Below are 26,311 nucleotides of genomic sequence, written 5' to 3' on the forward strand. Positions count from 1 at the left end.
GGCGGATGTCTGACACTGGTGGGCGTGAAGAGTGAAGACGTCCCCTTCGAGGGCGGGCCCATGGACGGCCGGGTGCTGCCCGTGCTGGTCGGGATGACCGGGCACCCGCCCAAGACCTACCGCATCCCCGTGCCCGGCGCCGAGGACCGCCCCGCGACCACCCTCGTCTACCGCCGCGTGCCCCGCGAGCCCGGCCCCCGGATCGGCTTCGCCCGCTGGAAGTACGTCCACGACCCGACCGGCGGGCAGCACTCCGCCGGGCGCCGATGGCCCTGGTCGAAGCCAGCCGCCGCGCCGGGCGGCAAGCCGGAGGACACCGACGGGTGACACCGTTGCGCCGGTGGGCCGACACTCGGCGCGCGGACCTCCCGGATCCCGGCTGATGCTCGCCGTGCGGAACGGAGGGGCCGTTGCGCACGGGAGGTGACGAGATGTCAGGAAGCCTGGTACGTCTGGTCTGCACGGCGGCGGTGTCGGTCGCGCTGGCCCTCCCCGCGGCACCCGCGGCGGCCGACCCCGCCCCCTCCGGGCAGTCGGTGCCCGCCCTGCTGACGGAGCTTCAGGGGGCGTACCGGGAGGCCGAGAAGGCCACCGAGACCTACAACGGCACCGCCGAGAAGCTGACCCGGCAGCGCGCCGAGGTGCGCCGCCTCGACGGCGAACTGGCCCGCGCCCGCGCCTCCCTGAGCGACAGCCGGGGCGCGGCGGGCCGGCTGGCCAGGCAGCAGTACCAGTCCAGCTCCGGCCTCTCCCCCTACGTACGACTGCTGCTCGCCCGCGACCCGCAGCGCGCGCTCGACCAGGGGCAGGTCATCGGGCGGCTGTCCCGGGAGCGGGTGGCGACGGTGGGGCGGCTGACCGGGGACGAGCGGCGGGCCCGCGAGCTGGCCGCGCGGGCCCGCAAGGCGCTGGCCCAGGAGTCCGCGCTCGCCGCACGGCAGCGGTCCCAGCGGGACGACGTACGGACGCGCCTGGACGCCGTCGAGAAACTGCTCGCCTCGCTGAGCCCGGAGGAGCTGACCGCCCTGGAGACCACCGAGCAGGAGGGCGCCGACGCGGAGCAGCAGCGGCTCACCTCCTCCGGCGCCCTGGACGCCACCGACGACAAGCCCTCGGCGGCCGGCGACCGGGCGGTGCGCTTCGCGGTGGACCAGGTCGGCAAGCCGTACGAGTGGGGCGCGGCGGGCCCGGCGGCGTACGACTGCTCCGGGCTCACCTCCCGCGCCTGGGCAGGCGCCGGCGCCGCGATCCCCCGCACCAGCCAGGAGCAGTGGGCCCGCCTCCCCCACGTCCCGCTCCGCGACCTGCGCCCCGGCGACCTGATCGTCTACTTCCCCGAGGCCACCCACGTCGCCCTCTACGTCGGCGACGGCAAGGTCGTCCAGGCCCCGCGCCCCGGCGGCCGGGTGAAGCTCTCCCCCCTGGCCGCCAACCCGGTCCTGGGCGCCGTACGCCCCGACGCGTCCGGCTACGCCGCGCCGGCCGACAGCCCGGCCAGGTAGGCGCCGGTCTTCTCGGGGTCGTAGAAGAAGTTCTCGAAGTCCGACGGGTCGTCGAAGCCGTTGGCGAAGCGGTCGGCGGCCGGCTGGAGTTGGCCGGCGGCGCCGATGAGGTTCAGGATGTGCTCCGGGGGCGGGGCCAGCATCGCGTTGGTCCACTTCACGACGTGCTGGGCGGTCCCCCAGTAGCGGTCGAAGGTCTGCCGCATCCACTCCGCGTCGAACTCCTTGTCGCCGCGCTCCAGGATCGAGGCGAGGTAGGACGCGGCGCACTTCGCGGCGGAGTTGGAACCCTGGCCGGTGATCGGGTCGTTGGCGACGACGACGTCCGCGACGCCGAGGACCAGTCCGCCGCCGGGAAGTCGGCCGATGGGGTTGCGGACGGTCGGGGCGTAGCGGCCGGCGAGTGTGCCGCCGGCGTCGGTCAACTCGACGCGGGTGGCGCGGGCGTACTCCCAGGGCAGGAACTTCTCCATCAGCGCCAGGGTGAGGGAGAGGTGCTCCGCCGGGTCCTTGACGTCGCGGAAGGCGTCGAGGGGGCCGCCGGGTACGCCCTCCCAGAAGAGGATGTCGGCCCGGCCCGAGGTGGTGAAGGTCGGCATGACGAACAGCTCGCCGACCCCGGGGACGAGGTTGCAGCGCACCGCCTCGGTGTCCGGGTGCTCCGGGCGCGGGCCGAGCCCGTGCACGTAGGCCACCGCGAGGGCCCGCTGCGGCTCGGCGTACGGGGAGCGGGCGGCGTCCCGGCCGAACATCTGGACCAGCTCGCCCTTGCCCGCCGAGACCAGCACCAGGTCGTAGGCGCGGGAGAAGTAGTCCAGGTCGCCGACGGCCGCGCCGTGGATGACCAGCTGGCCGCCGCGCTGGGCGAAGGTCTCCATCCAGCCGGCCATCTTCACCCGCTGGTCGACGGATTGCGCGTAGCCGTCGAGCCGGCCCAGCCAGTCGATCGCCCGCTGCGAGGGGCCCGGGTCGAAGGAGCCGGGGGCCGCCACCGAGACGCCGAGGCCCTCGATCTTCGGGGCCTGCGACTCCCAGAAGTTCAGCTTCAGGTCCCGCTCGTGCTGGAGCGCGGTCGCGAACATGCACTGCGTCGACATGACCCGGCCGGTGCGGATCTCGTCCGCGGTCCGGTTCGACATCAGGGTGACCTCGTACCCGTGCGACTGGAGGCCGAGGGCGAGCTGGAGCCCGGACTGGCCGGCTCCGACGACGAGTATCTTCCGCATGCGGGGCTTCCGTCTCCTACTCGGGTGTTTCGTCCAGCGCGTGGCCCACGAGGGCGAGGAGGGTCTCGATGGCCGAGATCCGGCGGCGCGCGTCCATGATCATGACAGGTATGTGCGGCGGGATCGTCAGCGCCTCCCGCACGTCCTCCACCGCGAACGTCTCGCTGCCGTCGAAGTGGTTGACGGCGACGACGTACGGCAGCCCGCAGCTCTCGAAGTAGTCGAGCGCCGGGAAGCAGTCCTTCAGGCGGCGGGTGTCCGCGAGGACCACCGCGCCTATCGCGCCGCGCACCAGGTCGTCCCACATGAACCAGAACCGCTGCTGGCCCGGGGTGCCGAACAGGTAGAGCACCAGGTCGTCGTCGAGCGTGACGCGGCCGAAGTCCATGGCCACGGTGGTGGTCAGCTTCTCCGGCGTCGCGGTGAGGTCGTCGGTCTCCTCGCTCGCCCGCGTCATCAGCGCCTCGGTCTGCAGCGGCGTGATCTCCGAGACGGCGGTGACCAGCGTGGTCTTGCCCACGCCGAAGCCGCCCGCGACGACGATCTTCGTGGCGATCGGGGCGCGGGTGCGGTCCGTCTGCCAGGGCTGCAGGGTTTCGTCGGAGAGGGTCTCCCCGGTGACGGTCTCGTCAGAGACGGCGGAGTCCACTGAGCACCCTTTCGAGCAGAGCGCGGTCCGGGCGGCCCGTGCCGTGGCCGGTCCCGGTGCCGTACACACGGATCTTTCCCTGGTCCGCGAGGTCGCTGATCAGCACGCGGACCACGCCGAGCGGCATCTTCAGCAGCGCGGCGATCTCGGCCACCGTACGCATGCGGCGGCACAGTTCGACGATGGCCCGCATCTCGGGCATCACGCGGGAGGTGAGCCCGCCTCCGGTCAGCTCCCGGCGCTCCTCGGCGGCCTCCAGCGCGGCGGTGCCGGCGGTGGCGCCGACGAAGGTCTCCACCAGGAGGACGTGGCCGAAGCGGGTGCGGCCGCCGGTGAGGGAGTACGGGCGGACGCGGGCGGGGCGGCGGTCGGCGCCGCGGACGGGGAGCCTGGGCGTACGGCTCATCGGTCGCCCCCCGCCGGCGCGGACTCCTTCTCCTTCTCCTCCAGCGACTTGCGCAGTTCGCTGCGGAGTTCGGGGGTCAGGGCGTGGCCTGCGCGGCCCACGAACAGCGCCATGTGGTACGCCACGACGCTCATGTCGCAGTCCGCGGCGCCGTGCACGCCGAGCAGCGAGCCGTCGCTGATCGACATCACGAAGAGGCTGCCCTCCGCCATGGCGACCATCGTGTGCTTGACCCCGCCGAGGTCCATCAGCCGGGCGGCGCCGACGGTCAGGCTGCCGACGCCGGAGACGACCGTGGCGAGGTCGGCGGCGGAGCCGCGCGGGCCGGCGGGCCGCTTCTCGCGTGGCGCGTCGGCGTGTTCCGGGTCGGAGGAGAGCAGCAGCAGACCGTCGGAGGAGACGACCGCGACGGAGAGGATGCCGGGCACCTCCTCCACGAGGTTGGTCAGCAGCCAGTGGAGATTGCGGGCTGCACTGCTCAGCCCGAAGGTACTGGGCGCGGTCAACTGCTTGCCTCCTCGACGGTGCCCCCCGTGGACGTGGTCCGTTCGCTGATCTCCGCCTCCACGTCGCGCCGGCCGGCCTCCGCCCCCTGGCGGAACCCGCCCAGTCGGCGGCGCAGGGCCTCGGCGTCGACGGAGCCCGTGCGGGGCCGGGGCGCGGCGGTGGGGGTGGTGAGCTTCGGGGTGCGCTTGGGCAGGCCCTTCTCGGTGACGGTCTCGTCGGGGGTGTCGGCCTCGTCGGGGGCGCGCTCGTGCGTGTCCGGCGGGGACTCCGGGGCCTCCGGGACTGCCTGGGAGGGCAGCAGCAGGGCCATGGTCGTGTCGTCGGGGAGGTCCGGCTTGTCGGCCTCGGCCTCGGCCTCCGCCCGCCGCACCGCCTCCTCCGCCGAGGCGACCACCGGATCCGCGCCCTTCTCCACCCGCCCCGGCAGCACGTTGGAGTTGGCCTCCGCGTCCGCGCCCGGCAGGGTGAAGGTCTGCGTGCCCCCGGGCACCCGGGCGGCGTCCGGCGAAGGCACGGCCGCCGCCGGGGCCGGGGCGAGGAGCGGGGTCGGCAGGACCACGACGGCCGCGACACCGCCCTGCTTCTGCTCCCGCAGCCGCACCCGCGCCCCGTGCCGGTGGGCGAGCCGCGCCACCACGTACAGGCCGAGCCCGAGCCCGTCCTCGCCCTCGGAGCGGTCGTACGGCGCCTCGGGGTCGAAGTCGGTGAGCCGGGCGTTGAGCCGCTGGAGCCGCTCGGTGGCCATGCCGATGCCCTCGTCCTGCACGGAGAGCATCACCTCGCCGCTCTCCAGGAGCCAGCCGGAGACCTCGACGGGCAGGTCGGGCGGCGAGAAGGAGGTGGCGTTCTCCATCAGCTCGGCCAGCAGGTGCGAGAGGTCGTCGGCGGCGAACCCGGCCACGTGGGCGTGCGGCGGCAGCGCGGCGATGCGCACCCGCTCGTACCGCTCGATCTCGCTGACGGCGGCCCGCACCACGTCGACCAGCGGCACCGGGCCCGCGCTGTGCTGGACGTGCTCGGTGCCGGCGAGGACGAGGAGGTTCTCGTTGTGCCGGCGCATCACGGTGGCGAAGTGGTCCAGCTTGAAGAGGGTGGCGAGCCGCTCGGGGTCCTGCTCGCGCTCCTCCAGGCCCTCGATGACGCCGAGTTGCCGCTCGACCAGGCCGAGGGTGCGCAGCGCGAGGCTGACGAAGGCGGTGCCGATGCTGCCCCGCACCACCTCCAGGCGGGCGGCGGACTCGGCGAGTTCGGCGCGCAGCTCCTCGCGGGCGTCGGCCATCTTCTGCCGCTGCCCGACCAGGTGCTTGCGGTCGGCCTCCAGGGTGGTGACCCGCTCGGCGAGCGCGACGGCGTGCGCGTGCAGGGTGTTGACGGAGCGGACGACCTGCGCGAACTCGTCGTTGCGGCCGGTGAAGGCGATGGCGTCCTCGGCGGCCGGGTCGTCCGCGCCGGCGAGCCGGGCGGAACCGCGGCGCAGCACGGAGAGCGGGCGGGTGAGGGTGCGGGCCATGGCGGTGGCGATGGCGAGGGCCAGCAGGAGCAGCGCGCCGAGGGCGGCGACCCGCAGCTCCAGCGTGGTGACGTCGTCGTCGCGCAGCTGGGCGAGGGCCTTGGTGCGCCGGTCGTTCAGGGCGGACTCGGCGCCGCGCATGGCGTCGACGCGGGCGGAGAGGGCCGCGTCCAAGCGCTTGGCGCTGGTGGCGAGGTCGGCGTCGGAGAGGTCGGGGCGGTCGGTGAGGCCGGCCAGGTACTTCTCGGCGGCGTTCACCTCGGGTCCGGTGACGGTGGCGTCGTAGCTGTCGCGGGCGCTGTCCGGGGCGGACTCGCGGAAGCCGGCCAGGGCGGCGTCGGAGCGGACCCGGGCCTGCTGGGCGGCGGCGCCGAGCGCGTCGCGCTGGGCGGTGTCGGCCTCGGACGAGGTGACCTGCTCGGTCGGCAGGCCGGTGACCGGGTCGAAGACGGTCTCGGTCCGGCTGGGCACGGCGAGGGCGGCCAGGAGCAGGCCCCGGGTGGCGGCGGACTGCTGCACGGCGGTGTCGAGTTCGGCGAGGGCGTGCGCGCCGGCGCCCGCGCGGGGCGGTGTCTGCTCGGCCAGCCGCTCGGCGAGGGCGTGCAGGGAGGTGATCGCCCGGGAGTAGGCCAGGTGGGCCTCGATCGCGGTGCTCTTGCCGGTGAGCGCGGCGCGGCGCAGGGCGGCGACGGAGTCGAGGTCCTCGCGCAGTCCCGCCGGGGTGTCGGTGTCGTCCCGCAACTCCTCGACCTGCCGGTCCACTCGGGCGCCGCGCTGCTCGGAGGGCGCCTTGGACCGGGGGCGCCCGGCGGCGATGTAGGGGGTGACCTCGTCGCGCTCGTCGGCGAGGGCGTGCGCGAGGGTCAGCGCGTCCTGGGTCTGCCCGGCGAGGGTCACCAGGTCCTGCGAGTCGTGCAGTTGCCCGGAGGCGGCGAGCACCGAGGGGGCGCCGGCCGCGGCGACGGCGGCGGCGACGACCGCCAGGGCGACGATGAGGCGGTTGCGCACGTGCTTGGGGCGCCCCTTGCCGACGGGGGGCGCGGGGACGGGTCCGGCGGGGGCCGGGGCGGTGCTGCTGCCGGTGTCGTGGGGCTGCGTGTTCCCCGCGGAGGCCGTCTGCTGGTCTGTGCGACGAGGCCGCGTCTTCTGCACCGGTGCTCGCATTCCTGACTCGTGTACCCCTGCTGCCCCGGTACCCGCGGGTCCGGGTGGCGCCCCGTCACCTGGTCGGCCGACGCTCGGCCGCTTGCGGGAGTCCGGGCCTCCCACCTGGTTCCCGACCCTTCCAGTGCCGGTGGGCGCCGGACGGGCATCGTCCGGCCCGCCACCCGAAGGAGTGAACCCCGGACGGGAGTTGGGGAGCAAGTTCGCCCCGAACGCCGGACGGGCCCGCGTCGCGCGCCGGTTGGACGTCTGCGGCGGGCGGTGGCACTATTCGCCGCCACGCGTGGGCGCGGTGCAGCAATCCGACCCAAAGTGGGCGCCTGACCTGCACGGAGCCGGAGTTCCCGGGAAAGTCACCGGCCCCTCGTGGACGCCGTGGAGAGGTCGTGCAGACTGGCCGGATGCGCACGGAACTCGTCTCGGTACCCGGCCTCGCCGACCGCCCCAACGAGGACTTCGCGAGCGTCGGGCTTCCGGCCTCGGGACAGGGGGGTTCACTCGTCGTCCTGGACGGCGTGACGCCCCCGCGGGGCGGGACGGGGTGTCTGCATTCCGTTCCCTGGTACACCGCCCGGCTCGGCGGGGCGCTGACCGAACTGGCCGTCTCCGTCCCCGAGCTCCCGCTCGCCGAGGCCCTCTCCCGCGCCGTCGCCCGTACCGCGTCGGCGCACGCGGAGACCTGTGACCTTTCTCACCCGCGCACTCCGCAGGCAACCGTCGTCCTCGCCCGCTGGACCCCGGCCGCGGTGGAGTACCTGGTCCTCTCCGACTCGGCCCTCCTCGTGGAGTACGCCGACGGCACGGTGGACGCGCTCCTCGACGACCGCCTCTCCCTCCTCCCGCGCACGGCGCTGGCCTCGGAGGCCCTGGTGGACGGCACCTACCGCAACCAGGAGGGCGGCTTCTTCACGGCCGCCGCCGACCCGTCGGTGGCGGCCCGCGCGGTGACGGGCACGCTGCCGCGCCCGGACGTCCGCAGCCTGACCGCCCTGACGGACGGGGCGACGCGGTGGGTGGAGCGCTTCACGGAGGGCGCCTGGCCGGACTGCCTCGCCCTGGTCCGCAAGCAGGGCCCGCAGGCCCTGGTGGACCGGGTGCGCGAGCTGGAGCTGTCGGACGCGGCGAACGGCCGGGCCCTGCTGGGCCGCAGCAAGACGCACGACGACGCGACGGTGGTCTACGTGGAGCTGTGACCCCGGCGCGCTGCTCCAGGCACCCCGGAGACCCGGGGCGCACCGGAGACCCAGGGCACACCGGAGACCCGGGGCACACGGGCGCCGCCGCCGGTCACCGCTCCATCCCCCGGTTCAGCTCGTGCAGCAGCCGCGCCAGCTCCGTGACCTCCCCCGCGTCCCAGTGCTCAAGTCGCCGCGCGTACCGCGCCCGCCGGGCCTCCCGCACCCGCCCGACGCGGGTCTGCCCCTCCGGGGTCAGGGTGATCAGCCAGGCCCGCCCGTCCGCCGGGTCCGGCTCGCGGGCGACCAGGCCGAGGTCCTCCAGGGCGCGCAGCTGACGGGACATCGTGGCCTTGCCGACCCCGATGTACCCGGCGAGTTCGGTGGCGCGCTGCCCGCCCGCCTCGCCGAGCCGGACGAGGAGGCCGTACGCCGAGGACTCCAGGTCGGGGTGGACCTCGCGGGCCATCTCGCCCTGGTTGGCCCGCGCCCGGCGCAGCAGGACGGTCAGTTCGCGCTCCAGCGCCAGGAAGCCGGGCTGGTTCACACCACTGCCGGACACCTCGGCGTCGCCCGCGCGGTCGCCGCCGTTCCCGTCTTCGTGCACGTCAGCCCCTGCCTCGGTTTTCCCGGTCCTGAAAGTTTCCGCCATCGGCCGCCATCGCCGCAGCTCCGTCAGTATTTCGCAGGCGTAGACCAACGGCAGATCCCGGTCCCTCTTCCCAGCCGCGGTTCTACGTGCGTAGCTTCGTGCACAGACCCTGCATGGCATGGTCACGCCATTGTCACCGCACACCGGCACACCGGCCACTCCCCCAGGGTCGTCCCCCCGCACGGACCGCACGGACTCCAGCGCAACCCCCACCGAGCACCACCGAGCCATCGGAGGCACTCATGCCCGCGCACAGATCCGGAACCGCCCGCCGCAGACGCCTCGCCGTCACCGGCGCCCTGCTCGCCGCCCTCGGGCTGGCCGGCACCCTCCCCGCCCACTCCGCCCCCGCCGCCGGCCTCCCCGCGCGCGGCGAGGCCCACATGGGCATGGGTGTCCTCGCCCACGACGGGCAGCAGGGCCGGCCCGTCGAGAGCAGGGCCGCGCAGACCGAGGGCGTCGACGTCTCGGGCCACCAGGGCAACGTCGCCTGGTCGACCCTGTGGAGCAGCGGGGTCAAGTGGGCCTACGTGAAGGCCACCGAGGGGACGTACTACACGAACCCGTACTTCGCCCAGCAGTACAACGGCTCCTACAACGTGGGCATGATCCGGGGCTCGTACCACTTCGCCACCCCGGACACCACCAGCGGCGCCGCCCAGGCCAACTACTTCGTGGACCACGGCGGCGGCTGGTCGCGCGACGGCAAGACGCTGCCGGGCGCGCTGGACATCGAGTGGAACCCGTACGGCGCCGCCTGCTACGGCAAGTCGGCGAGCGCGATGGTCTCCTGGATCCGGGACTTCGTGAACACCTACCGGGCGCGCACCGGTCGCGACGCCGTCATCTACACGGCGACCAGCTGGTGGACCCAGTGCACCGGCAACTCCGGCGCCTTCGGCACCACCAACCCGCTGTGGATCGCCCGCTACGCCTCCTCGGTGGGCGCGCTGCCGGCCGGCTGGGGCGTCCAGACGATGTGGCAGTACACGTCGTCGGGGCCGACGGTCGGCGACCACGACAAGTTCAACGGCGCCCTGGACCGGGTGCAGGCACTGGCCAACGGCTGAGGACGCGCGCCCAGTAGACGGTGAGGGCCCGGACCCCGTGGGGAGGATCCGGGCCTTCACCTCAGTAACCGGCCACGTCCGTCACGCCGCAGTCGGCACCTCACGCGCCGGCGCCTCGGCGGGCGCCAACGCCAGTTCCAGGACCTGCCGGACGTCGGTCACGGCGTGCACGTCCAGCTTCTCCAGCACCTCCGCCGGGACGTCGTCCAGGTCGGGCTCGTTGCGCTTCGGGATGATCACCGTGGTGATGCCCGCCCGGTGCGCCGCGAGCAGCTTCTGCTTGACGCCGCCGATCGGCAGCACCCGCCCGGTCAGCGAGACCTCGCCGGTCATGGCGACGTCGGTGCGGACCAGCCGGCCGGACAGCAGCGAGGCGAGGGCCGTGGTCATGGTGACGCCGGCGCTCGGGCCGTCCTTGGGGACCGCGCCCGCCGGGAAGTGGATGTGCGCGCCCCGGTCCTTCAGGTCGCCCACCGGCAGCTCCAGTTCGGCGCCGTGGCTGCGCAGGAAGCTCAGCGCGATCTGCGCCGACTCCTTCATCACGTCGCCCAGCTGACCGGTGAGGGTCAGCCCGGCCGCGCCGGTCTCCGGGTCGGCCAGGGACGCCTCCACGTAGAGCACGTCGCCGCCCGCGCCGGTCACCGCGAGCCCGGTCGCCACGCCGGGCACCGCGGTGCGCCGCTCGGCCGGGTCCTGGGCGGACTCGGGCACGTGGTGCGGCCGGCCGATCAGGCCGCGCAGGTCGGCCTCGGTCACGGTGAACGGCAGCTCCCGCTGCCCCAGTTCGTGCTGGGCGGCCACCTTGCGCAGCAGCCGCGCGACGGACCGCTCCAGGGTGCGCACGCCGGCCTCGCGGGTGTACTCGCCGGCCAGCTTGCGCAGCGCGCCCTCCGCCAGCGTCACCTCGTCGGCGCCGAGTCCGGCCCGCTCCAGCTGGCGCGGGAGCAGGTGGTCGCGGGCGATGACGACCTTCTCGTCCTCGGTATAGCCGTCCAGGCGGACCAGCTCCATGCGGTCGAGCAGGGCCTCCGGGATGGCCTCCAGGACGTTGGCGGTGGCGAGGAAGACCACGTCGGACAGGTCGAGTTCGACCTCCAGGTAGTGGTCGCGGAAGGTGTGGTTCTGCGCCGGGTCGAGCACTTCGAGCAGGGCCGCGGCCGGGTCGCCGCGGAAGTCGGAGCCGACCTTGTCGATCTCGTCGAGCAGGACGACCGGGTTCATCGAGCCGGCCTCCTTGATCGCCCGGACGATCCGGCCGGGCAGCGCGCCGACGTAGGTGCGCCGGTGGCCGCGGATCTCCGCCTCGTCGCGGACACCGCCGAGGGCGACCCGGACGAACTTCCGCCCCATCGCGTGCGCCACCGACTCGCCGAGGCTGGTCTTGCCCACGCCGGGCGGGCCCACCAGGGCGAGCACCGCGCCGCCGCGCCGGCCGCCGACCACGCCGAGGCCCCGGTCGCCGCGCCGCTTGCGCACCGCGAGGTACTCGGTGATGCGCTCCTTGACGTCCTCCAGGCCCGCGTGCTCGGCGTCCAGCACGGCCTGGGCGCCCCGGATGTCGTAGGCGTCCTCGGTCCGCGTGTTCCACGGCAGCTCCAGGACGGTGTCCAGCCAGGTGCGGATCCAGGAGCCCTCCGGCGACTGGTCGGAGGACCGCTCCAGCTTGTCGACCTCCTTGAGCGCGGCCTCGCGGACCTGCTCGGGCAGGTCGGCGGCCTCCACCCGGGTGCGGTAGTCGTCGGACTCCTCGCCCTCCTTCTCGCCGTTCAGCTCGCGCAGCTCCTTGCGGACCGCCTCCAGCTGGCGGCGGAGCAGGAAGTCGCGCTGCTGCTTGTCGACGCCCTCCTGGACGTCCTTGGCGATGGTCTCGGCCACGTCCTGCTCGGCGAGGTGGTCGCGCAGCTGCTGGGTGGCCAGCTTGAGGCGGGCGACCGGGTCGGCGGTCTCCAGGAGCTCGACCTTCTGCTCGATCGTGAGGAAGGGCGAGTAGCCGGAGTTGTCGGCGAGCGCGGAGACGCCGTCGATGGCCTGGACGCGGTCCACGACCTGCCAGGCGCCGCGCTTGCGCAGCCACGCGGTGGCCAGCGCCTTGTACTCGGTGACCAGCTCGGTGACCTGTCCGGGCAGCGGCTCGGGCACGGTCTCGTCGACCTGGGTGCCCTCCACCCACAGCGCGGCCCCGGGTCCGGTGGTGCCGGCGCCGATGCGCACCCGGCCGCGGCCCCGGATCAGCGCGCCGGGGTCGCCGTCGGCCAGCCTGCCGACCTGCTCGATCGTGCCGAGGACGCCGGTACGGGCATAGGTGCCGTCCACGCGCGGCACCAGCAGCACGCGCGGCTTGCCCGGCTCGGACCGGGCGGCGGCCTGGGCGGCCTCCACCGCGGCGCGCACCTCGGAGTCGCTCAGGTCCAAGGGGACGACCATGCCGGGCAGCACCACTTCGTCGTCGAGCGGCAGCACGGGCAGGGTGAGCGGTGTGAAGGCAGCGGACTCAGCAGCCATGATCTCCCCTTAAGCAGTCAACTTGAGTTACGTCGACTCAATGCTTGGGAGCCGGTGAATGTTCCCCCGCCGGCGTTCGCTCTCAGCGATCACCTCCGGGTCACCCCCGCCGTGGAGGTCAGCGCCTGCAAAACGCCTCTCATTCCCCCCGCCCGGGATGCCAGGATGGGCCGATGCCCGCCCCCATCGACCCGTCCGATCCCGGCGCCCCCGAGGTGCTCGACCGCCGCGAGGGCCCGTACGGCGAGGTCGTCCTGCGCCGGCACCGCGGCCTGCTCCAGATCATCGCCAACGGCACCTTCCTGATGGACACCTCCGACGGCCGCTCGGAGCGGCTCCTGGTCGACGCGGCGGCGCGGGCCCTCGCCGGGCGCCGGGCGCCGCGCCTGCTCATCGGCGGCCTCGGCGTCGGGTTCTCCCTGGCGCACGCCGCCGCCGACCCCTTCTGGGGCCCCGTCACGGTGGTGGAGCGCGAGCCCGCCGTGATCGACTGGCACCGCGCCGGGCCGCTCGCCGCCCTCTCCGCGGACGCGCTGGCCGACCCGCGCACCGAGATCGTCGAGGCGGACCTGGTGCGGCACGTCCATGAGACGTCCGCCACATACGACGCCCTGTGCCTGGACATCGACAACGGCCCGGACTGGACGGTGACGGAGGGCAACGCGGGGCTGTACGGACCGGCCGGACTGGCCGACTGCGCACGGGTGTTGAGCCCGGGCGGCGTCCTCGCACTCTGGTCGGCCCGGCCCTCTCCGGAATTCGAAGGAACGTTGCGCAATGCCGGGTTCCAGCAGGTGCGTACCGAAGAGATCCCGGTTGCCCGGGGCGTTCCGGACGTCGTCCACGTCGCCGTACGTCCTGGATGGCAAAGGCGCGGTGACTCCCCGTACGCTGCTGCCCTGACGCGGTCATTCAAGCGTCAATCGCAGTCATGCGCAGACGAGGGGCCACCCCACTGGTCCCGGTAAGCACACCTCAGGGGCGGGCGATGGAGCAGACACAGACCTCCCACAACGGCACGGCGGCAACGACCCAGGGCGCCCAGCGCCGGGTGCTCGTGGTGGAGGACGACCAGACGATCGTGGACGCCATCGCGACCCGGCTGCGGGCCGAGGGCTTCCTGGTGCAGACGGCGGGCGACGGCCCCTCCGCCGTGGACACCGCCGAGGCGTGGCAGCCCGACCTGCTGATCCTCGACATCATGCTGCCCGGCTTCGACGGCCTGGAGGTCTGCCGGCGCGTGCAGGCCCAGCGCCCGGTGCCGGTGATGATGCTCACCGCGCGCGACGACGAGACGGACATGCTGGTCGGCCTCGGCGTCGGCGCCGACGACTACATGACCAAGCCGTTCTCGATGCGCGAGCTGGCCGCGCGGGTGCACGTGCTGCTGCGCCGGGTGGAGCGGGCCGTCGTGGCCGCCTCCACGCCCCGCAGCGGCATCCTGCGCCTGGGCGAGCTGGAGATCGACCACGCGCAGCGCCGGGTGCGGGTGCGCAGCGAGGACGTCCACCTCACCCCGACCGAGTTCGACCTCCTGGTGTGCCTGGCGAACACCCCGCGCGCGGTCCTCTCCCGCGAGCAGCTGCTCGCCGAGGTGTGGGACTGGGCGGACGCCTCCGGCACCCGCACGGTCGACAGCCACATCAAGGCGCTGCGCCGGAAGATCGGCGCCGAGCGGATCCGCACGGTGCACGGCGTCGGGTACGCGCTGGAGACGCCGACGCCATGAGCCTGGGCCGGGGGGAGCCGACGGGCGGCGGTCCCAGGGACACCTGGGGCCGCGTGCGGCCGTTCTCGATCAAGACCAAGCTGGGCGCGCTGGTCGTCACCTCGGTGCTGATCACCACCGGCCTGTCGGTGATCGCGGTGCACACCAAGACGGAGCTGCGCTTCATCACCGTCTTCTCGATGATCGCCACCCTGCTGATCACGCAGTTCGTGGCGCACTCGCTGACCGCGCCGCTGGACGAGATGAACGCGGTGGCCCGCTCCATCTCGCACGGCGACTACACCCGCCGGGTCGGCGAGAGCCGCCGCGACGAGCTGGGCGACCTGGCCGAGACCATCAACCGCATGGCCGACGACCTGGAGGCCCAGGACCTCCAGCGCAAGGAGCTGGTGGCGAACGTCTCGCACGAGTTGCGCACCCCCATCGCGGGCCTGCGCGCGGTCCTCGAGAACATCGTGGACGGCGTCACCGAGGCCGACCCGGAGACCATGCGCACCGCGCTGCGGCAGACCGAGCGGCTCGGCCGCCTGGTGGAGACGCTGCTCGACCTCTCCCGCCTCGACAACGGCGTCATCCCGCTGCGCAGGCGGCGCTTCGAGGTGTGGCCGTACCTGTCGGGCGTGCTCAAGGAGGCCAACATGGTCGCCACCGCCCGGGCCGGCCTCGCCTCCGGGTCCGGCGGCCACACCCGCAACGACGTCCACCTGCACCTCGACGTCTCCCCGCCCGAGCTGACCGCGCACGCCGACCCAGAGCGCATCCACCAGGTGGTGGCCAACCTCATCGACAACGCGGTCAAGCACAGCCCGGCGCACGGCCGGGTGACGGTGCGGGCGCGACGCGGGGCGCAGCCGGAGTCGCTGGAGCTGGAGGTCATGGACGAGGGTCCGGGCATCCCGCGTTCGGAGTGGCGCCGGGTGTTCGAACGCTTCAACCGGGGCTCGGTGTCCCGGCCGCACGGCCCGGGCAGCGACGGGGGCACGGGTCTCGGCCTGGCCATCGCGCGCTGGGCGGTGGATCTGCACGGCGGGCGGATCGGGGTGGCCGAGTCCGAGCGGGGGTGCCGGATCCTGATCACCCTTCCGGGGCTCCCGGCCGCGCAGGGTTGACCTGCGGTCGCCGTAGTTCGTTCACACGGATTCCCGTTCGCGGCGGAACCACGCTTGTTTCCCGTCATTTCGTGAGCCGAAACACTCTTCGCGATGTGACTTAGGCGACGATGGACGGGCCCGGCCTGACGTCCCCCCTGGGAGAGGCGTAGCCTTTATTCCCGCTGTCCATCACCTTGTGAAGCGGAAGAGGGCGGTTGCCGCCGTGTCGCCACAGTCCCCCAGTAACTCGAGCATCTCGACCGACGCCGACCAAGCGGGCAAGAACCCCGCCGCGGCGTTCGGACCCAATGAGTGGCTCGTCGACGAGATCTACCAGCAGTACCTCCAGGACCCGAACTCCGTTGACCGAGCCTGGTGGGACTTCTTCGCCGACTACAAGCCGGGCGCGCCCGCCGCCCCGGCCGCGCCGGACGCGCAGCAGGCCGCCCCCGCGCAGCCGACGCAGGCGCCCGCCCAGGCCGCCCCGGCGCAGCCGCAGGCCGCCTCGCAGCCGGCTCCCCAGCAGGCCGCCCCGGCCAAGGCCGCCCCCGCCCAGTCCGGCCCCGCACAGGCCGGTACTGCGCCCAAGGCCGCCCCCGCGCAGTCGCAGCCCGCGGCGAAGCCCGCCGCCGCTCCCGCGAAGCCCGCCGCGGCCGCCCAGCCGGCGAAGCCGGCCGCGCAGCCGGCCGCCGCCAAGCAGGCGAGCCCCGCGCCGGCCAAGCAGGCCCCCGCCGGCAAGCAGGGCGAGGAGGACTCGGCCCCCGCCGGTCCCGAGCTGGTCACCCTGCGCGGCCCCGCCGCCGCGGTCGCCAAGAACATGAACGCCTCCCTGGAACTGCCCACGGCCACCTCCGTGCGCGCCGTCCCGGTGAAGCTGCTGTTCGACAACCGCATCGTCATCAACAACCACCTCAAGCGCGCCCGAGGCGGGAAGATCTCCTTCACGCACCTGATCGGCTACGCGATGGTGCAGGCCATCAAGGCCATGCCGACGATGAACCACTCCTTCGGCCAGAAGGACGGCAAGCCGACCCTGGTCAAGCCGGAGCACGTCAACCTCGGCCTGGCCATCGACCTGGTGAAGCCCAACGGCGACCGCCAGCTCGTCGTGGCCGCCATCAAGAAGGCCGAGACGCTCAACTTCTTCGAGTTCTGGCAGGCGTACGAGGACATCGTCCGCCGCGCCCGCGACGGCAAGCTGACGATGGACGACTTCAGCGGCGTCACCGTCTCGCTGACCAACCCCGGCGGCCTGGGCACCGTGCACTCCGTGCCCCGCCTGATGCCCGGCCAGTCGGTCATCATGGGCGTCGGCTCCATGGACTACCCGGCGGAGTTCCAGGGCACCTCCCAGGACACCCTGAACAAGCTCGGCATCTCCAAGGTCATGACGCTCACGTCGACCTACGACCACCGGGTCATCCAGGGCGCCGCCTCCGGCGAGTTCCTGCGCGTCGTCGCCAACCTGCTCCTCGGCGAGCAGGAGTTCTACGACGAGATCTTCAAGTCGCTGCGCATCCCGTACGAGCCGGTCCGCTGGCTCAAGGACATCGACGCCAGCCACGACGACGACGTCACCAAGGCCGCCCGTGTCTTCGAGCTGATCCACTCCTACCGGGTCCGCGGCCACGTCATGGCCGACACCGACCCGCTGGAGTACCAGCAGCGCAAGCACCCCGACCTGGACATCACCGAGCACGGGCTCACCCTGTGGGACCTGGAGCGCGAGTTCGCCGTCGGCGGCTTCGCCGGCAAGTCGATGATGAAGCTGCGCGACATCCTCGGCGTGCTGCGCGACTCGTACTGCCGCACCACCGGCATCGAGTTCATGCACATCCAGGACCCCAAGCAGCGCAAGTGGATCCAGGACCGCGTGGAGCGCCCGCACACCAAGCCGGAGCGCGAGGAGCAGCTGCGCATCCTGCGCCGGCTGAACGCGGCGGAGGCGTTCGAGACCTTCCTGCAGACCAAGTACGTCGGCCAGAAGCGGTTCTCCCTGGAGGGCGGCGAGTCCGTCATCCCGCTCCTGGACGCCGTCCTGGACTCGGCCGCCGAGTCCCGCCTGGACGAGGTCGTCGTCGGCATGGCCCACCGCGGCCGGCTGAACGTGCTGGCGAACATCGTCGGCAAGTCCTACGCGCAGATCTTCCGCGAGTTCGAGGGCAACCTCGACCCGAAGTCGATGCACGGCTCCGGCGACGTGAAGTACCACCTGGGCGCCGAGGGCACCTTCACCGGCCTGGACGGCGAGCAGATCGCCGTCAGCCTGTGCGCCAACCCCTCGCACCTGGAGACCGTCGACCCGATCCTGGAGGGCGTCGCGCGCGCCAAGCAGGACGTCATCAACAAGGGCGGCACGGACTTCACCGTGCTGCCGGTGGCGATCCACGGCGACGCGGCCTTCGCGGGCCAGGGCGTGGTGGCCGAGACCCTGAACATGTCGCAGCTGCGCGGCTACCGCACCGGCGGCACGGTCCACGTGGTCATCAACAACCAGGTCGGCTTCACCGCGGCGCCCGAGTCCTCGCGCTCCTCGATGTACGCCACCGACGTGGCCCGCATGATCGAGGCCCCGATCTTCCACGTGAACGGCGACGACCCGGAGGCCGTGGTCCGCGTCGCGCGGCTCGCCTTCGAGTTCCGCCAGGCGTTCAACAAGGACGTGGTGATCGACCTCATCTGCTACCGCCGCCGCGGGCACAACGAGTCGGACAACCCGGCCTTCACCCAGCCGCTGATGTACGACCTGATCGACAAGAAGCGCTCGGTGCGCAAGCTGTACACCGAGTCCCTCATCGGTCGCGGCGACATCACCCTGGAGGAGGCCGAGCAGGCGCTCCAGGACTACCAGGGGCAGCTGGAGAAGGTCTTCACCGAGGTCCGCGAGGCCACCTCGCAGCCCGGTTCGGTGGCCTCCTCCGACCCGCAGGCCGAGTTCCCGGTCGCGGTGAACACGGCGGTCTCCTCGGAGGTCGTCAAGCGGATCGCCGAGTCCCAGGTCAACATCCCCGACCACGTCACCGTGCACCCGCGGCTGCTGCCGCAGCTGCAGCGCCGGGCGGCGATGGTCGAGGACGGCACGATCGACTGGGGCATGGGCGAGACGCTGGCCGTCGGCTCCCTCCTCCTGGAGGGCGTGCCGGTCCGGCTGGCCGGCCAGGACTCCCAGCGCGGCACCTTCGGCCAGCGCCACGCGGTGCTGATCGACCGCGCCACCGGCGAGGACTTCACGCCGCTGCTGTACCTGGCCGAGGACCAGGCCCGGTACACGGTCTACAACTCCCTGCTCTCCGAGTACGCGGCGATGGGCTTCGAGTACGGCTACTCGCTGGCCCGCCCGGAGTCGCTGGTGATGTGGGAGGCGCAGTTCGGCGACTTCGTCAACGGCGCGCAGACCATCGTCGACGAGTACATCTCGGCGGCCGAGCAGAAGTGGGGCCAGACCTCCGGCGTCACCCTGCTGCTGCCGCACGGCTACGAGGGCCAGGGCCCGGACCACTCCTCGGCCCGCGTCGAGCGCTTCCTCCAGCTGTGCGCGCAGAACAACATGACGGTCGCCATGCCGACCCTGCCGTCGAACTACTTCCACCTCCTGCGGTGGCAGGTGCACAACCCGCACCACAAGCCGCTGGTCGTCTTCACCCCGAAGTCGATGCTGCGCCTGAAGGCGGCGGCCTCGAAGGCGGAGGAGTTCACCACCGGCCAGTTCCGCCCGGTCATCGGCGACGACTCGGTCGACCCGGCCGCGGTCAAGAAGGTCGTCTTCTGCGCCGGCAAGGTCTACTACGACCTGGAGGCGGAGCGGAAGAAGCGCGGCGTGACGGACACGGCGATCCTGCGCATCGAGCGGCTGTACCCGCTGCCGGGCGCGGAGATCCAGGCGGAGATCGCCAAGTACCCGAACGCCGAGAAGTACCTGTGGGCCCAGGAGGAGCCGGCGAACCAGGGCGCGTGGCCCTTCATCGCGCTCAACCTGATCGACCACCTGGACCTGGCGGTCGGCGCCGACGTCCCGCACGGCGAGCGGCTGCGGCGCATCTCGCGCCCGCACAGCTCCTCCCCGGCGGTCGGCTCGGCCAAGCGGCACCAGGCGGAGCAGGAGCAGCTGGTGCGCGAGGTGTACGAGGCGTAACCCCGCACTACGAGGGCCCGGCCCCCGAGTCCGCAGCGACTCGGGGGGCCGGGCCCTCGGCCTACCCTGGACCTTTCGGACATGGACCTTTTGGACATGGGCCTTTCGGACATCGCAGAGGAGCAAGCAGGTGTACTTCACCGACCGGGGCATCGAGGAGCTGGAGAAGCGGCGCGGCGAGGAGGAGGTCACCTTCGAGTGGCTCGCCGAGCAGTTGCGGGCCTTCGTGGACCTGAACCCGGACTTCGAGGTGCCGGTCGAGCGGCTGGCGACGTGGCTGGCGCGGCTGGACGACGACGAGGACGAGGAGTAGTCGGGGGCGCGTAACCCGAAAGAGTGTCTTGACTTTCCGTGCCCGCGATATATCGTCATTCGTGGGAGACGCGATATGGCGCGTTCGCGGGTTCAGGTCCAGGGAGGTCGGCACCATGTCCGAGTGGTCGGTGGCGGAGCCGGATGCGCTCACGTTCGAGGAGCCGGTGACCGCGCTCCAGGTGCGCATCGTCGGGGGAACGGTCAACGTGGTGGGCACGGAGGAGAGTTCCGCCCGCCTGGAGGTCACCGAGATCGAGGGGCCGCCCCTGCGGGTGACCCATCGCGGCGGCACACTCACGGTGGCCTATGAGGACCTGCCCTGGCGGGGCTTCCTCAAGGGCAAGTGGCTGGACCCCGACGGCTGGCGGCGCCACGCGGTCGTCTCGCTGGCCGTGCCGGCCGACACCCGCGTGGAGGTGGGCGCGGTGAGCGCCGCGGCGGTCGTCTCGGGGGTCGAGGGCCGCACCGAGGTGCGCGGCGTCTCCGGGGACACCACGCTGGTGCGGCTGACCGGGCCGGTCAGCGCGGACACTGTCTCCGGCGCCGTGGAGGCGCAGGCGCTCGCCGGTGACCTGCGGTTCCGCTCCGTCTCCGGCGACCTGACCGTGGTGGAGGCCGGCTCCTGCGTGCGGGCCGACTCGGTGAGCGGCTCGATGATCGTCGACATCGACGACTCGGGGCGGCCCACCGACATCGGCCTGAACAGTGTCTCGGGCGAGATCGCCATCCGGCTGCCGGGGCCCGCCGACGCCCAGGTGGAGGCCAACACCGCCAGCGGCACGGTCTCCAGCGCCTTCGAGGACCTCCGGGTGACCGGGCAGTGGGGCGCCAAGCGGATCACCGGCCGCCTCGGCGCGGGCAACGGCCGGCTCAAGGCCACCACGGTGAGCGGCTCCATCGCCCTGCTGCGCCGCCCGGCGAGCGAGGGCGCCCCGACCGACAAGAAGGTGCTCTGACATGCCCCCCGTCTTCGCCCACGGCCGGCTCCGCCTCTATCTGCTCAAGCTGCTCGACGAGGCCCCGCGCCACGGGTACGAGGTGATCCGCCTCCTGGAGGAGCGCTTCCAGGGCCTGTACGCGCCCTCGGCCGGCACGGTGTACCCGCGCCTGGCCAAGCTGGAGACCGAGGGCCTGGTCACCCACACCACCGAGGGCGGCCGCAAGGTGTACGCCATCACGGACGCCGGCCGCGCCGAGCTGGCCGACCGCAGCGGCGAGCTGGCCGACCTGGAGCTGGAGATCCGCGACTCCGTGGCGGAGCTGGCCGCCGAGATCCGGGCCGACGTGCGCGGCGCCGCGGGCGACCTGCGGCGCGAGATGCGCGAGGCGGCCGGCGCGGCCCGCCAGGGCGGCGGTACGGAGGACGCCGGGCCCGTCGGCGAGGGCGAGGCGTGGCGGCTCGCCAAGGAGGAGATGCGCCGGGTCAAGCAGGAGTGGAAGGAGCAGGCCAGGCGCGCCAAGGACGAGAGCCGGCGCTCCCGTGAGGAGGCGCAGCGGGCCCGGCGGCAGGCCAAGGAGGCCCAGGACCGGGCGGCGGCGCAGGCGCAGGAGCAGGTGCAGCGCCTGGCGCAGCGCGTGCAGGAGCAGGTGCAGACCCACTTCGGCCGCGGCGACTGGCCCACGGGCCTGCGCGAGGGCCTGACCGACCTGGCCAAGGAGGTCGGCAAGGACTGGGGCCTCGGCCGACCCGCCCCGGAGACCCAGCCGGAGTACTCGACGACCCCCGAGGACTTCCCGGCCGGTTACGTCCCGGCCTGGGCCCACGAGGACGCCGCGCAGTCGACGGGCGACCCGGCCCGCGACCTGGACCGCCTCCTGGACCGCTTCCGTGACGACGTCCGCGACGCGGCCCGCGACCACGGCGTCACCCCCGACCAGCTCCGAGACGCCCGCCACCACCTGTCGACGGCGGCGGCGCACATCGGGGTGATACTGCGCTCCCCGCAGAGCTGACCCCGGGTCAGGCGCAGGCCGCCCCCGGTTCGCCCAGCACTCGGGTCAGCGACGCGTAGGTCATGCCGTGGTCGGCCAGGACCTCGGCGGGGACGCCGGGCAGGACGGTCAGGGCGAGGAGGAGGTGCTCGTCGCCGATGTGCCGGTCGTGCCGGGCGACGGCGATGCGCAGGGACTTCTCCAGGACGTCCTTGGCCCCCCGGCTGAAGCTGCGCCGGCCGGACCACCGGCCCCTGTCCTTGCGGTCACCGGACAGTGCGCCGGCGCCGTGCGCCTCCTCCACCCGGGCGACGATCTGCGCGACGTCGATGCCGAGGCCGGCCAGGGCGTCGGTCTCCGCCCGGGTCAGGCCGGCGTGCCGGCGCGCCTCGCGCAGCGCCTGCCGCACCGCGTCGCGCCGGTCGCCGACGAGCGCCGCGAGGGCGAAGGAGCCCCGGCTGCCCTCGCGGTCCAGGAGGGCGAGCAGCAGATGGTCGGCGTCGACGACCCGCCCCCGCGCCTCCCCCGCATGCTCCACCGCGCCCTGCACCACGGCCCGGGCGTCCTGGGTGAGCCGCTCGAACATCACTGCCTCCCGTACTTCTTGTGCACGGCCTGCCTGCTGACCCCGAGCTGCGTGGCGATCTCCTGCCACGACCACCCTTGTTCGCGCGCGCCCCGCACCTGCACCGCCTCCAGCTGCTCCAGCAGCCGGCGCAGCGCGGCGACGGCGCGCAGCCCGATCCGGGGGTCGCGATCACCCGCCCGTGCGGCGAGATCCGTGGCTTCGCTCATGAGGTCAACTTAGGTTGACACGGGAGGCTTGTCAACCTTGGATGACAGAGGGCGCGCGGCGGAGCCTCAGCCGCCCGGGTTCAGCACGATCTTGCCGAACTGCTCCCCGGACTCCAGCCGCTCGAAGCCCTCCCGCGCCCGGTCCAGCGGCAGCACCTCGTCGATGACCGGCCGGACCCCCGTGGCAGCGCAGAAGGACAGCAGGTCCTCCAGCTCGTCCTTGGTGCCCATGGTCGAGCCGACGACCTTCAGCTCCAGGAAGAAGATCCGGGTCAGCTCGGCGTGCGAGGGCCGGTCCCCGCTGGTGGCGCCGGAGATGACCAGCGTGCCGCCGGGCCGCAGCGACTTCACCGAGTGCGACCAGGTCGCGGCGCCCACCGTCTCGATCACGGCGTCCACCCGCTGGGGCAGCCGCGCCCCCGGCTCCACCGCCTCCACGGCGCCCAGTTCCAGGGCCCGCTTGCGGCGCGCCTCGTCCCGGCTGGTGGCGAAGACCCGGAGCCCCGCCGCCTTGCCGAGCACGATGGCGGCCGTGGCCACCCCGCCGCCGGCGCCCTGCACGAGGACCGAGTCACCGGGGCGCACACCGGCGTTGGTGAAGAGCATCCGGTAGGCCGTCAGCCAGGCGGTCGGCAGGCAGGCGGCCTCCGCGAAGGACAGCTCCTTCGGCTTGGGCAGCAGGTTCCAGGTCGGCACGGCCACCCGCTCGGCGAAGGTGCCCTGGTAGCGCTCGGTGAGGATGGACCGGGGCTCGGCGGGCCCGACCCCGTGCCCGCTCTGGCCGATCACGGAGTGCAGGACGACCTCGTTGCCGTCCGCGTCGACGCCCGCGGCGTCGCAGCCGAGGATCATCGGCAGCCGCTCCTCGGGGAGGCCGACGCCGCGCAGCGACCAGAGGTCGTGGTGGTTGAGGGAGGCGGCCCGGACATCGACGACACTCCAGCCGGGGCGGGCCTCCGGGGCCGGGCGCTCCCCGGACTCCAGCCCGGCCAGCGGCCGGTCGCGGTCGATTCGGGCGGCGTAGACAGCGAACATGGGGCCGACGATAGGGTCCGCGCCCCGGTCACGGAACCGTGGCGCCCTGTGACACACACCCTCTTGCCAGCGGCGCCCCACCGGGGGAACGCGAACGGCCCCGCCCATCAGGACGGGGCCGTTCACCACGGGCGGGGCGTCACACCGTCAGCGCCGCGCGACACCCTCCGCGCGGGCTGCCGCCGCGACCGCCGCCGTGACGGCGGGGGCGACCCGCTCGTCGAACGGCGAGGGGATCACGTAGTCGGCGGCGAGGTCGTCGCCGACGACGGAGGCCAGCGCCTCGGCCGCGGCGAGCTTCATGCCCTCGGTGATCCGCGAGGCCCGCACCTGGAGCGCGCCGGCGAAGATGCCGGGGAAGGCCAGCACGTTGTTGATCTGGTTCGGGAAGTCCGAGCGCCCGGTGGCGACCACGGCCGCGTACTTGTGCGCGACCTCCGGGTGCACCTCCGGGTTCGGGTTGGCCATGGCGAAGACGAAGGCGCCCTTCGCCATCGAGGCCACCGCCTCCTCGGCCACCGTGCCGCCGGAGACGCCGATGAAGACGTCGGCGCCCGCGAGCGCGTCCTCCAGCGAGCCGGAGAGCCCCGCCTTGTTGGTGAAGGAGGCCACCTCCTGCTTGACCGGCGTGAGGTCCGCCCGGCCGGCCGAGACGATGCCCTTGCGGTCGGCAAGGGCCACGTCGCCGATGCCGGCCTCGACCAGCATCTTGGCGATGGCGACCCCGGCCGCGCCCGCGCCCGAGATCACCGCGCGCAGCTCGCCGAGCGCCCGCCCGCTGAGCCGCGCCGCGTTGCGCAGGGCGGCGAGGGTGACGACGGCCGTGCCGTGCTGGTCGTCGTGGAAGACCGGGATGTCCAGGCGCTCCTGGAGCTTGCGCTCGATCTCGAAGCACCGGGGCGCCGAGATGTCCTCCAGGTTCACGCCGCCGAAGGACGGCGCGAGGCGGACCACGGTCTCCACGATCTCGTCGGCGTCCGTGCAGGCGAGCGCGATCGGGACCGCGTCCACGCCGCCGAACTGCTTGAACAGGATCGCCTTGCCCTCCATCACCGGAAGGCTGGCCTCGGGCCCGATGTCCCCGAGGCCCAGGACCGCCGTGCCGTCGGTGACGACGGCGACGACGGAGGACTTCCAGGTGTAGTCGTGCACGAGGTCGGGCTGCTCGGCGATCGCGCTGCACACTTTCGCGACGCCGGGCGTGTATGCGAGGGACAGGTCGTCCTTGTCCCGGACCGGCACGGTGGCCTGCACGGCCATCTTGCCGCCACGGTGCAGCGCGAACGCGGGATCGAAGGTGTCCAGGGGCTCGGCCCCCGCCTCCCGATCCGGACCGGCGTCACTGTCGCTGCGAGGATTGACGATCTCCGCTGCCACTTTGTCTTACCCCTTAAGTGTTCTGGTCTGAGGGTTTGTTTCCACTCCTGGTGAGGGGTGGGCGGGCACCGCACGAGGACACGACCGTTGATACACGCGGGTCCTCGGGCGACGGACGCGCCGCACACGCGTCCTGAGCCCCTGATGAGGGGTGTAAAGAACCTTCTTACCCGACGGACACCCCCGCCGACGAGTCGGATGGGAGCACGCCCACATGTCGGACCCCGAACGCCGCATGCCGGTGACATGGCTCATACCCGGGCATCCGGACACTTCCCGAGCCCGTCTCACACCGGAGATCTTCCGGCCGGAGGCGCCCGGCACCGCAAGTTCTGGCACGGGTTCGGTCACGATGTCCGGCCTGGCCCGGTTCGGCGAGTCGCCCGTTATCCGATTTTGACATCGGCATCCCCCTGAACAGCCGAGTCCGAATGGCAAGATGCCGTCATCGCACGAGGTCGCGGCACTCGAAGACGTGTGCACTCGACGACCCGCGGCGCCTGCCGGTCCCCGGCCGGCGTCCCGTCCCCATCGGCAACATCCTCATCCGCCGGAGGCCACCATGACCGCACGCTCCATCTGTCGTACGACCGCCGCGCACTTCCGGCCAGCAGCGGTCGGCGCGCTCGCGGTCGCAGGCGTCCTCCTGCTCTCCGGATGCGGCGACCAGACCAAGGACAACGACTCCGGCGACAGCGGGTCCGCCGCCGGCGCCCCGCTCGCCGACAAGCTGCCGAAGGCCCTCCGCGACAAGGGCGTCATCAAGGTCGGCTCGGACATCGCCTACGCGCCGGTGGAGTTCAAGGACGACTCCGGCAAGACGGTCGGCATCGACCCCGACCTCGCGGACGCCATGGGCAAGCAGCTCGGCGTGAAGTTCCAGTTCGAGAACGGCACCTTCGACACCCTCATCGGCGGTCTCGCCTCCAAGCGCTACGACATCGCCATGTCGGCCATGACCGACACCAAGAGCCGCCAGGAGGGCGTCGACTCCGACACCGGCAAGAAGGTCGGGGCCGGCGTCGACTTCGTGGACTACTTCACGGCCGGCGTCTCGCTCTACACCAACAAGGGCGACGACCAGTCCATCAAGAGCTGGGACGACCTGTGCGGCAAGACCATGGCCGTGCAGCGCAACACCTTCTCCCACGACCTCGCCAAGGACCAGGCCGCCAAGTGCACGAAGGGCGGCAAGAAGACCCTGAAGATCGAGCCCTTCGGCACCAACCCCGAGGCCGAGACCCGCATGCGCTCCAAGGGCGCCGACGTCGTCTCCGCCGACTTCCCGATCGCCGCGTACTCCGTGAAGAACTCCGGCGGCGGCAAGTACTTCGAGATGGTCGGCGACCAGGTCGAGGCGGGGCCTTACGGCATCGCGGTCGCCAAGGACAACACCGAGCTGCGCGACGCGCTGCAGGCCGCCCTGAAGGCGGTCATCGCCGACGGCGAGTACAAGAAGATCGTCGACAAGTGGGGCGTCGCCGACGGCGCCGTCACCGAGGCGAAGATCAACGGCGGCTCCTGAACTGCCAGCGCTCGACT

23 protein-coding genes are annotated in these 26,311 nt (G+C 72.9%); 12 read left to right on the forward strand and 11 right to left on the reverse strand.

Going from position 1 to position 26,311, the window contains the following annotated elements; all coding sequences use genetic code 11:
• Window positions 1-24: 24 nt before the first annotated feature.
• Both ACGFZL_RS23040 and ACGFZL_RS23045 read left to right on the forward strand, forming a co-directional pair.
• Window positions 25-327, forward strand: coding sequence for a hypothetical protein (locus ACGFZL_RS23040; protein ID WP_393694287.1), 303 nt, complete (start codon window positions 25-27; stop codon window positions 325-327).
• Between the two features lie 104 nt (window positions 328-431).
• On the forward strand, window positions 432-1,502 hold the full coding sequence (locus ACGFZL_RS23045) for an NlpC/P60 family protein (RefSeq protein ID WP_393694288.1): 1,071 nt from the start codon (window positions 432-434) through the stop codon (window positions 1,500-1,502).
• On the opposite strand, the gene ACGFZL_RS23050 is transcribed toward ACGFZL_RS23045, so the two are convergent.
• The 5 genes from ACGFZL_RS23050 to ACGFZL_RS23070 are packed head-to-tail and all read right to left on the reverse strand — an operon-like array spanning window position 1,469 to window position 6,952.
• On the reverse strand, window positions 1,469-2,728 hold the full coding sequence (locus tag ACGFZL_RS23050; protein WP_393694289.1) for a styrene monooxygenase/indole monooxygenase family protein: 1,260 nt from the start codon (window positions 2,726-2,728) through the stop codon (window positions 1,469-1,471). The two genes, ACGFZL_RS23045 and ACGFZL_RS23050, sit on opposite strands and share 34 nt — an antisense overlap.
• A 16-nt stretch (window positions 2,729-2,744) precedes the next feature.
• Window positions 2,745-3,377: an ATP/GTP-binding protein gene (locus tag ACGFZL_RS23055; protein WP_393694291.1), complete on the reverse strand. Its 633-nt coding sequence runs from the start codon at window positions 3,375-3,377 to the stop codon at window positions 2,745-2,747.
• The gene (locus tag ACGFZL_RS23060) at window positions 3,358-3,783 is read right to left on the reverse strand and encodes a DUF742 domain-containing protein (RefSeq protein WP_355169714.1); all 426 of its coding nucleotides are present in this window, start codon (window positions 3,781-3,783) and stop codon (window positions 3,358-3,360) included. The genes ACGFZL_RS23055 and ACGFZL_RS23060 overlap by 20 nt, the downstream gene beginning before the upstream one ends.
• The gene (locus ACGFZL_RS23065; protein ID WP_393694293.1) at window positions 3,780-4,289 is read right to left on the reverse strand and encodes a roadblock/LC7 domain-containing protein; all 510 of its coding nucleotides are present in this window, start codon (window positions 4,287-4,289) and stop codon (window positions 3,780-3,782) included. The genes ACGFZL_RS23060 and ACGFZL_RS23065 overlap by 4 nt, the downstream gene beginning before the upstream one ends.
• On the reverse strand, window positions 4,286-6,952 hold the full coding sequence (locus tag ACGFZL_RS23070; protein ID WP_393694295.1) for a nitrate- and nitrite sensing domain-containing protein: 2,667 nt from the start codon (window positions 6,950-6,952) through the stop codon (window positions 4,286-4,288). The genes ACGFZL_RS23065 and ACGFZL_RS23070 overlap by 4 nt, the downstream gene beginning before the upstream one ends.
• Before the next feature lie 413 nt (window positions 6,953-7,365).
• On the opposite strand from ACGFZL_RS23070, the gene ACGFZL_RS23075 reads away from it, so the two are divergent.
• Window positions 7,366-8,157, forward strand: a complete 792-nt coding sequence (locus tag ACGFZL_RS23075; protein WP_393694297.1) for a protein phosphatase 2C domain-containing protein — start codon at window positions 7,366-7,368, stop codon at window positions 8,155-8,157.
• A gap of 94 nt (window positions 8,158-8,251) precedes the next feature.
• On the opposite strand, the gene ACGFZL_RS23080 is transcribed toward ACGFZL_RS23075, so the two are convergent.
• On the reverse strand, window positions 8,252-8,746 hold the full coding sequence (locus ACGFZL_RS23080; protein ID WP_355169706.1) for a MarR family transcriptional regulator: 495 nt from the start codon (window positions 8,744-8,746) through the stop codon (window positions 8,252-8,254).
• A 287-nt stretch (window positions 8,747-9,033) separates the two neighbouring features.
• On the opposite strand from ACGFZL_RS23080, the gene ACGFZL_RS23085 reads away from it, so the two are divergent.
• Window positions 9,034-9,861, forward strand: coding sequence for a lysozyme (locus ACGFZL_RS23085; protein WP_355169705.1), 828 nt, complete (start codon window positions 9,034-9,036; stop codon window positions 9,859-9,861).
• Window positions 9,862-9,942: 81 nt separating this feature from the next.
• On the opposite strand, the gene lon is transcribed toward ACGFZL_RS23085, so the two are convergent.
• Window positions 9,943-12,363: an endopeptidase La gene (lon, locus tag ACGFZL_RS23090; RefSeq protein ID WP_393694300.1), complete on the reverse strand. Its 2,421-nt coding sequence runs from the start codon at window positions 12,361-12,363 to the stop codon at window positions 9,943-9,945.
• Window positions 12,364-12,536: 173 nt separating this feature from the next.
• Here lon and ACGFZL_RS23095 point away from each other — a divergent pair, with 173 nt between their 5' ends.
• The 7 genes from ACGFZL_RS23095 (at window position 12,537) to ACGFZL_RS23125 (ending at window position 21,583) form a co-directional block, all read left to right on the forward strand.
• Window positions 12,537-13,331, forward strand: a complete 795-nt coding sequence (locus ACGFZL_RS23095) for a spermidine synthase (protein WP_393694302.1) — start codon at window positions 12,537-12,539, stop codon at window positions 13,329-13,331.
• A gap of 20 nt (window positions 13,332-13,351) precedes the next feature.
• Window positions 13,352-14,092 (forward strand): response regulator transcription factor, encoded by a 741-nt coding sequence (locus ACGFZL_RS23100; protein ID WP_355169699.1) that lies wholly within the window; start codon window positions 13,352-13,354, stop codon window positions 14,090-14,092.
• Entirely contained in the window at window positions 14,089-15,201 is a 1,113-nt protein-coding gene (locus ACGFZL_RS23105) for an ATP-binding protein (protein WP_393694304.1), read from the forward strand. The genes ACGFZL_RS23100 and ACGFZL_RS23105 overlap by 4 nt, the downstream gene beginning before the upstream one ends.
• Before the next feature lie 205 nt (window positions 15,202-15,406).
• Complete coding sequence (locus ACGFZL_RS23110) at window positions 15,407-19,315, forward strand: multifunctional oxoglutarate decarboxylase/oxoglutarate dehydrogenase thiamine pyrophosphate-binding subunit/dihydrolipoyllysine-residue succinyltransferase subunit (protein WP_393694306.1); 3,909 nt, start codon at window positions 15,407-15,409, stop codon at window positions 19,313-19,315.
• Between the two features lie 130 nt (window positions 19,316-19,445).
• On the forward strand, window positions 19,446-19,628 hold the full coding sequence (locus ACGFZL_RS23115) for a DUF6104 family protein (RefSeq protein ID WP_355169693.1): 183 nt from the start codon (window positions 19,446-19,448) through the stop codon (window positions 19,626-19,628).
• A gap of 115 nt (window positions 19,629-19,743) precedes the next feature.
• A complete protein-coding gene (locus ACGFZL_RS23120; protein ID WP_393694308.1) occupies window positions 19,744-20,586 on the forward strand; it encodes a DUF4097 domain-containing protein in 843 nt (280 codons plus the stop codon).
• A gap of 1 nt (window position 20,587) precedes the next feature.
• Entirely contained in the window at window positions 20,588-21,583 is a 996-nt protein-coding gene (locus ACGFZL_RS23125; RefSeq protein WP_393694310.1) for a PadR family transcriptional regulator, read from the forward strand.
• 7 nt (window positions 21,584-21,590) lie between these two features.
• Here the strand turns inward: ACGFZL_RS23125 and ACGFZL_RS23130 are convergent, their stop codons facing one another.
• The 4 genes from ACGFZL_RS23130 to ACGFZL_RS23145 all read right to left on the reverse strand — a co-directional run bounded on the left by ACGFZL_RS23130 (window position 21,591) and on the right by ACGFZL_RS23145 (window position 24,769).
• A complete protein-coding gene (locus ACGFZL_RS23130; protein ID WP_355169687.1) occupies window positions 21,591-22,148 on the reverse strand; it encodes a Clp protease N-terminal domain-containing protein in 558 nt (185 codons plus the stop codon).
• The gene (locus ACGFZL_RS23135; RefSeq protein WP_355169685.1) at window positions 22,148-22,357 is read right to left on the reverse strand and encodes a helix-turn-helix domain-containing protein; all 210 of its coding nucleotides are present in this window, start codon (window positions 22,355-22,357) and stop codon (window positions 22,148-22,150) included. Before ACGFZL_RS23135 ends, ACGFZL_RS23130 begins: the two co-directional genes overlap by 1 nt.
• A 66-nt stretch (window positions 22,358-22,423) precedes the next feature.
• Window positions 22,424-23,392, reverse strand: coding sequence for a zinc-binding dehydrogenase (locus ACGFZL_RS23140; protein WP_355169683.1), 969 nt, complete (start codon window positions 23,390-23,392; stop codon window positions 22,424-22,426).
• Between the two features lie 147 nt (window positions 23,393-23,539).
• Window positions 23,540-24,769, reverse strand: a complete 1,230-nt coding sequence (locus ACGFZL_RS23145; RefSeq protein WP_355169681.1) for an NADP-dependent malic enzyme — start codon at window positions 24,767-24,769, stop codon at window positions 23,540-23,542.
• Window positions 24,770-25,331: 562 nt separating this feature from the next.
• Here ACGFZL_RS23145 and ACGFZL_RS23150 point away from each other — a divergent pair.
• On the forward strand, window positions 25,332-26,294 hold the full coding sequence (locus ACGFZL_RS23150; protein ID WP_355169679.1) for an ABC transporter substrate-binding protein: 963 nt from the start codon (window positions 25,332-25,334) through the stop codon (window positions 26,292-26,294).
• Window positions 26,295-26,311 lie beyond the last annotated feature (17 nt).

The organism is Streptomyces sp. NPDC048182 (genome assembly GCF_043202555.1).
GTDB lineage: Bacteria > Actinomycetota > Actinomycetes > Streptomycetales > Streptomycetaceae > Streptomyces.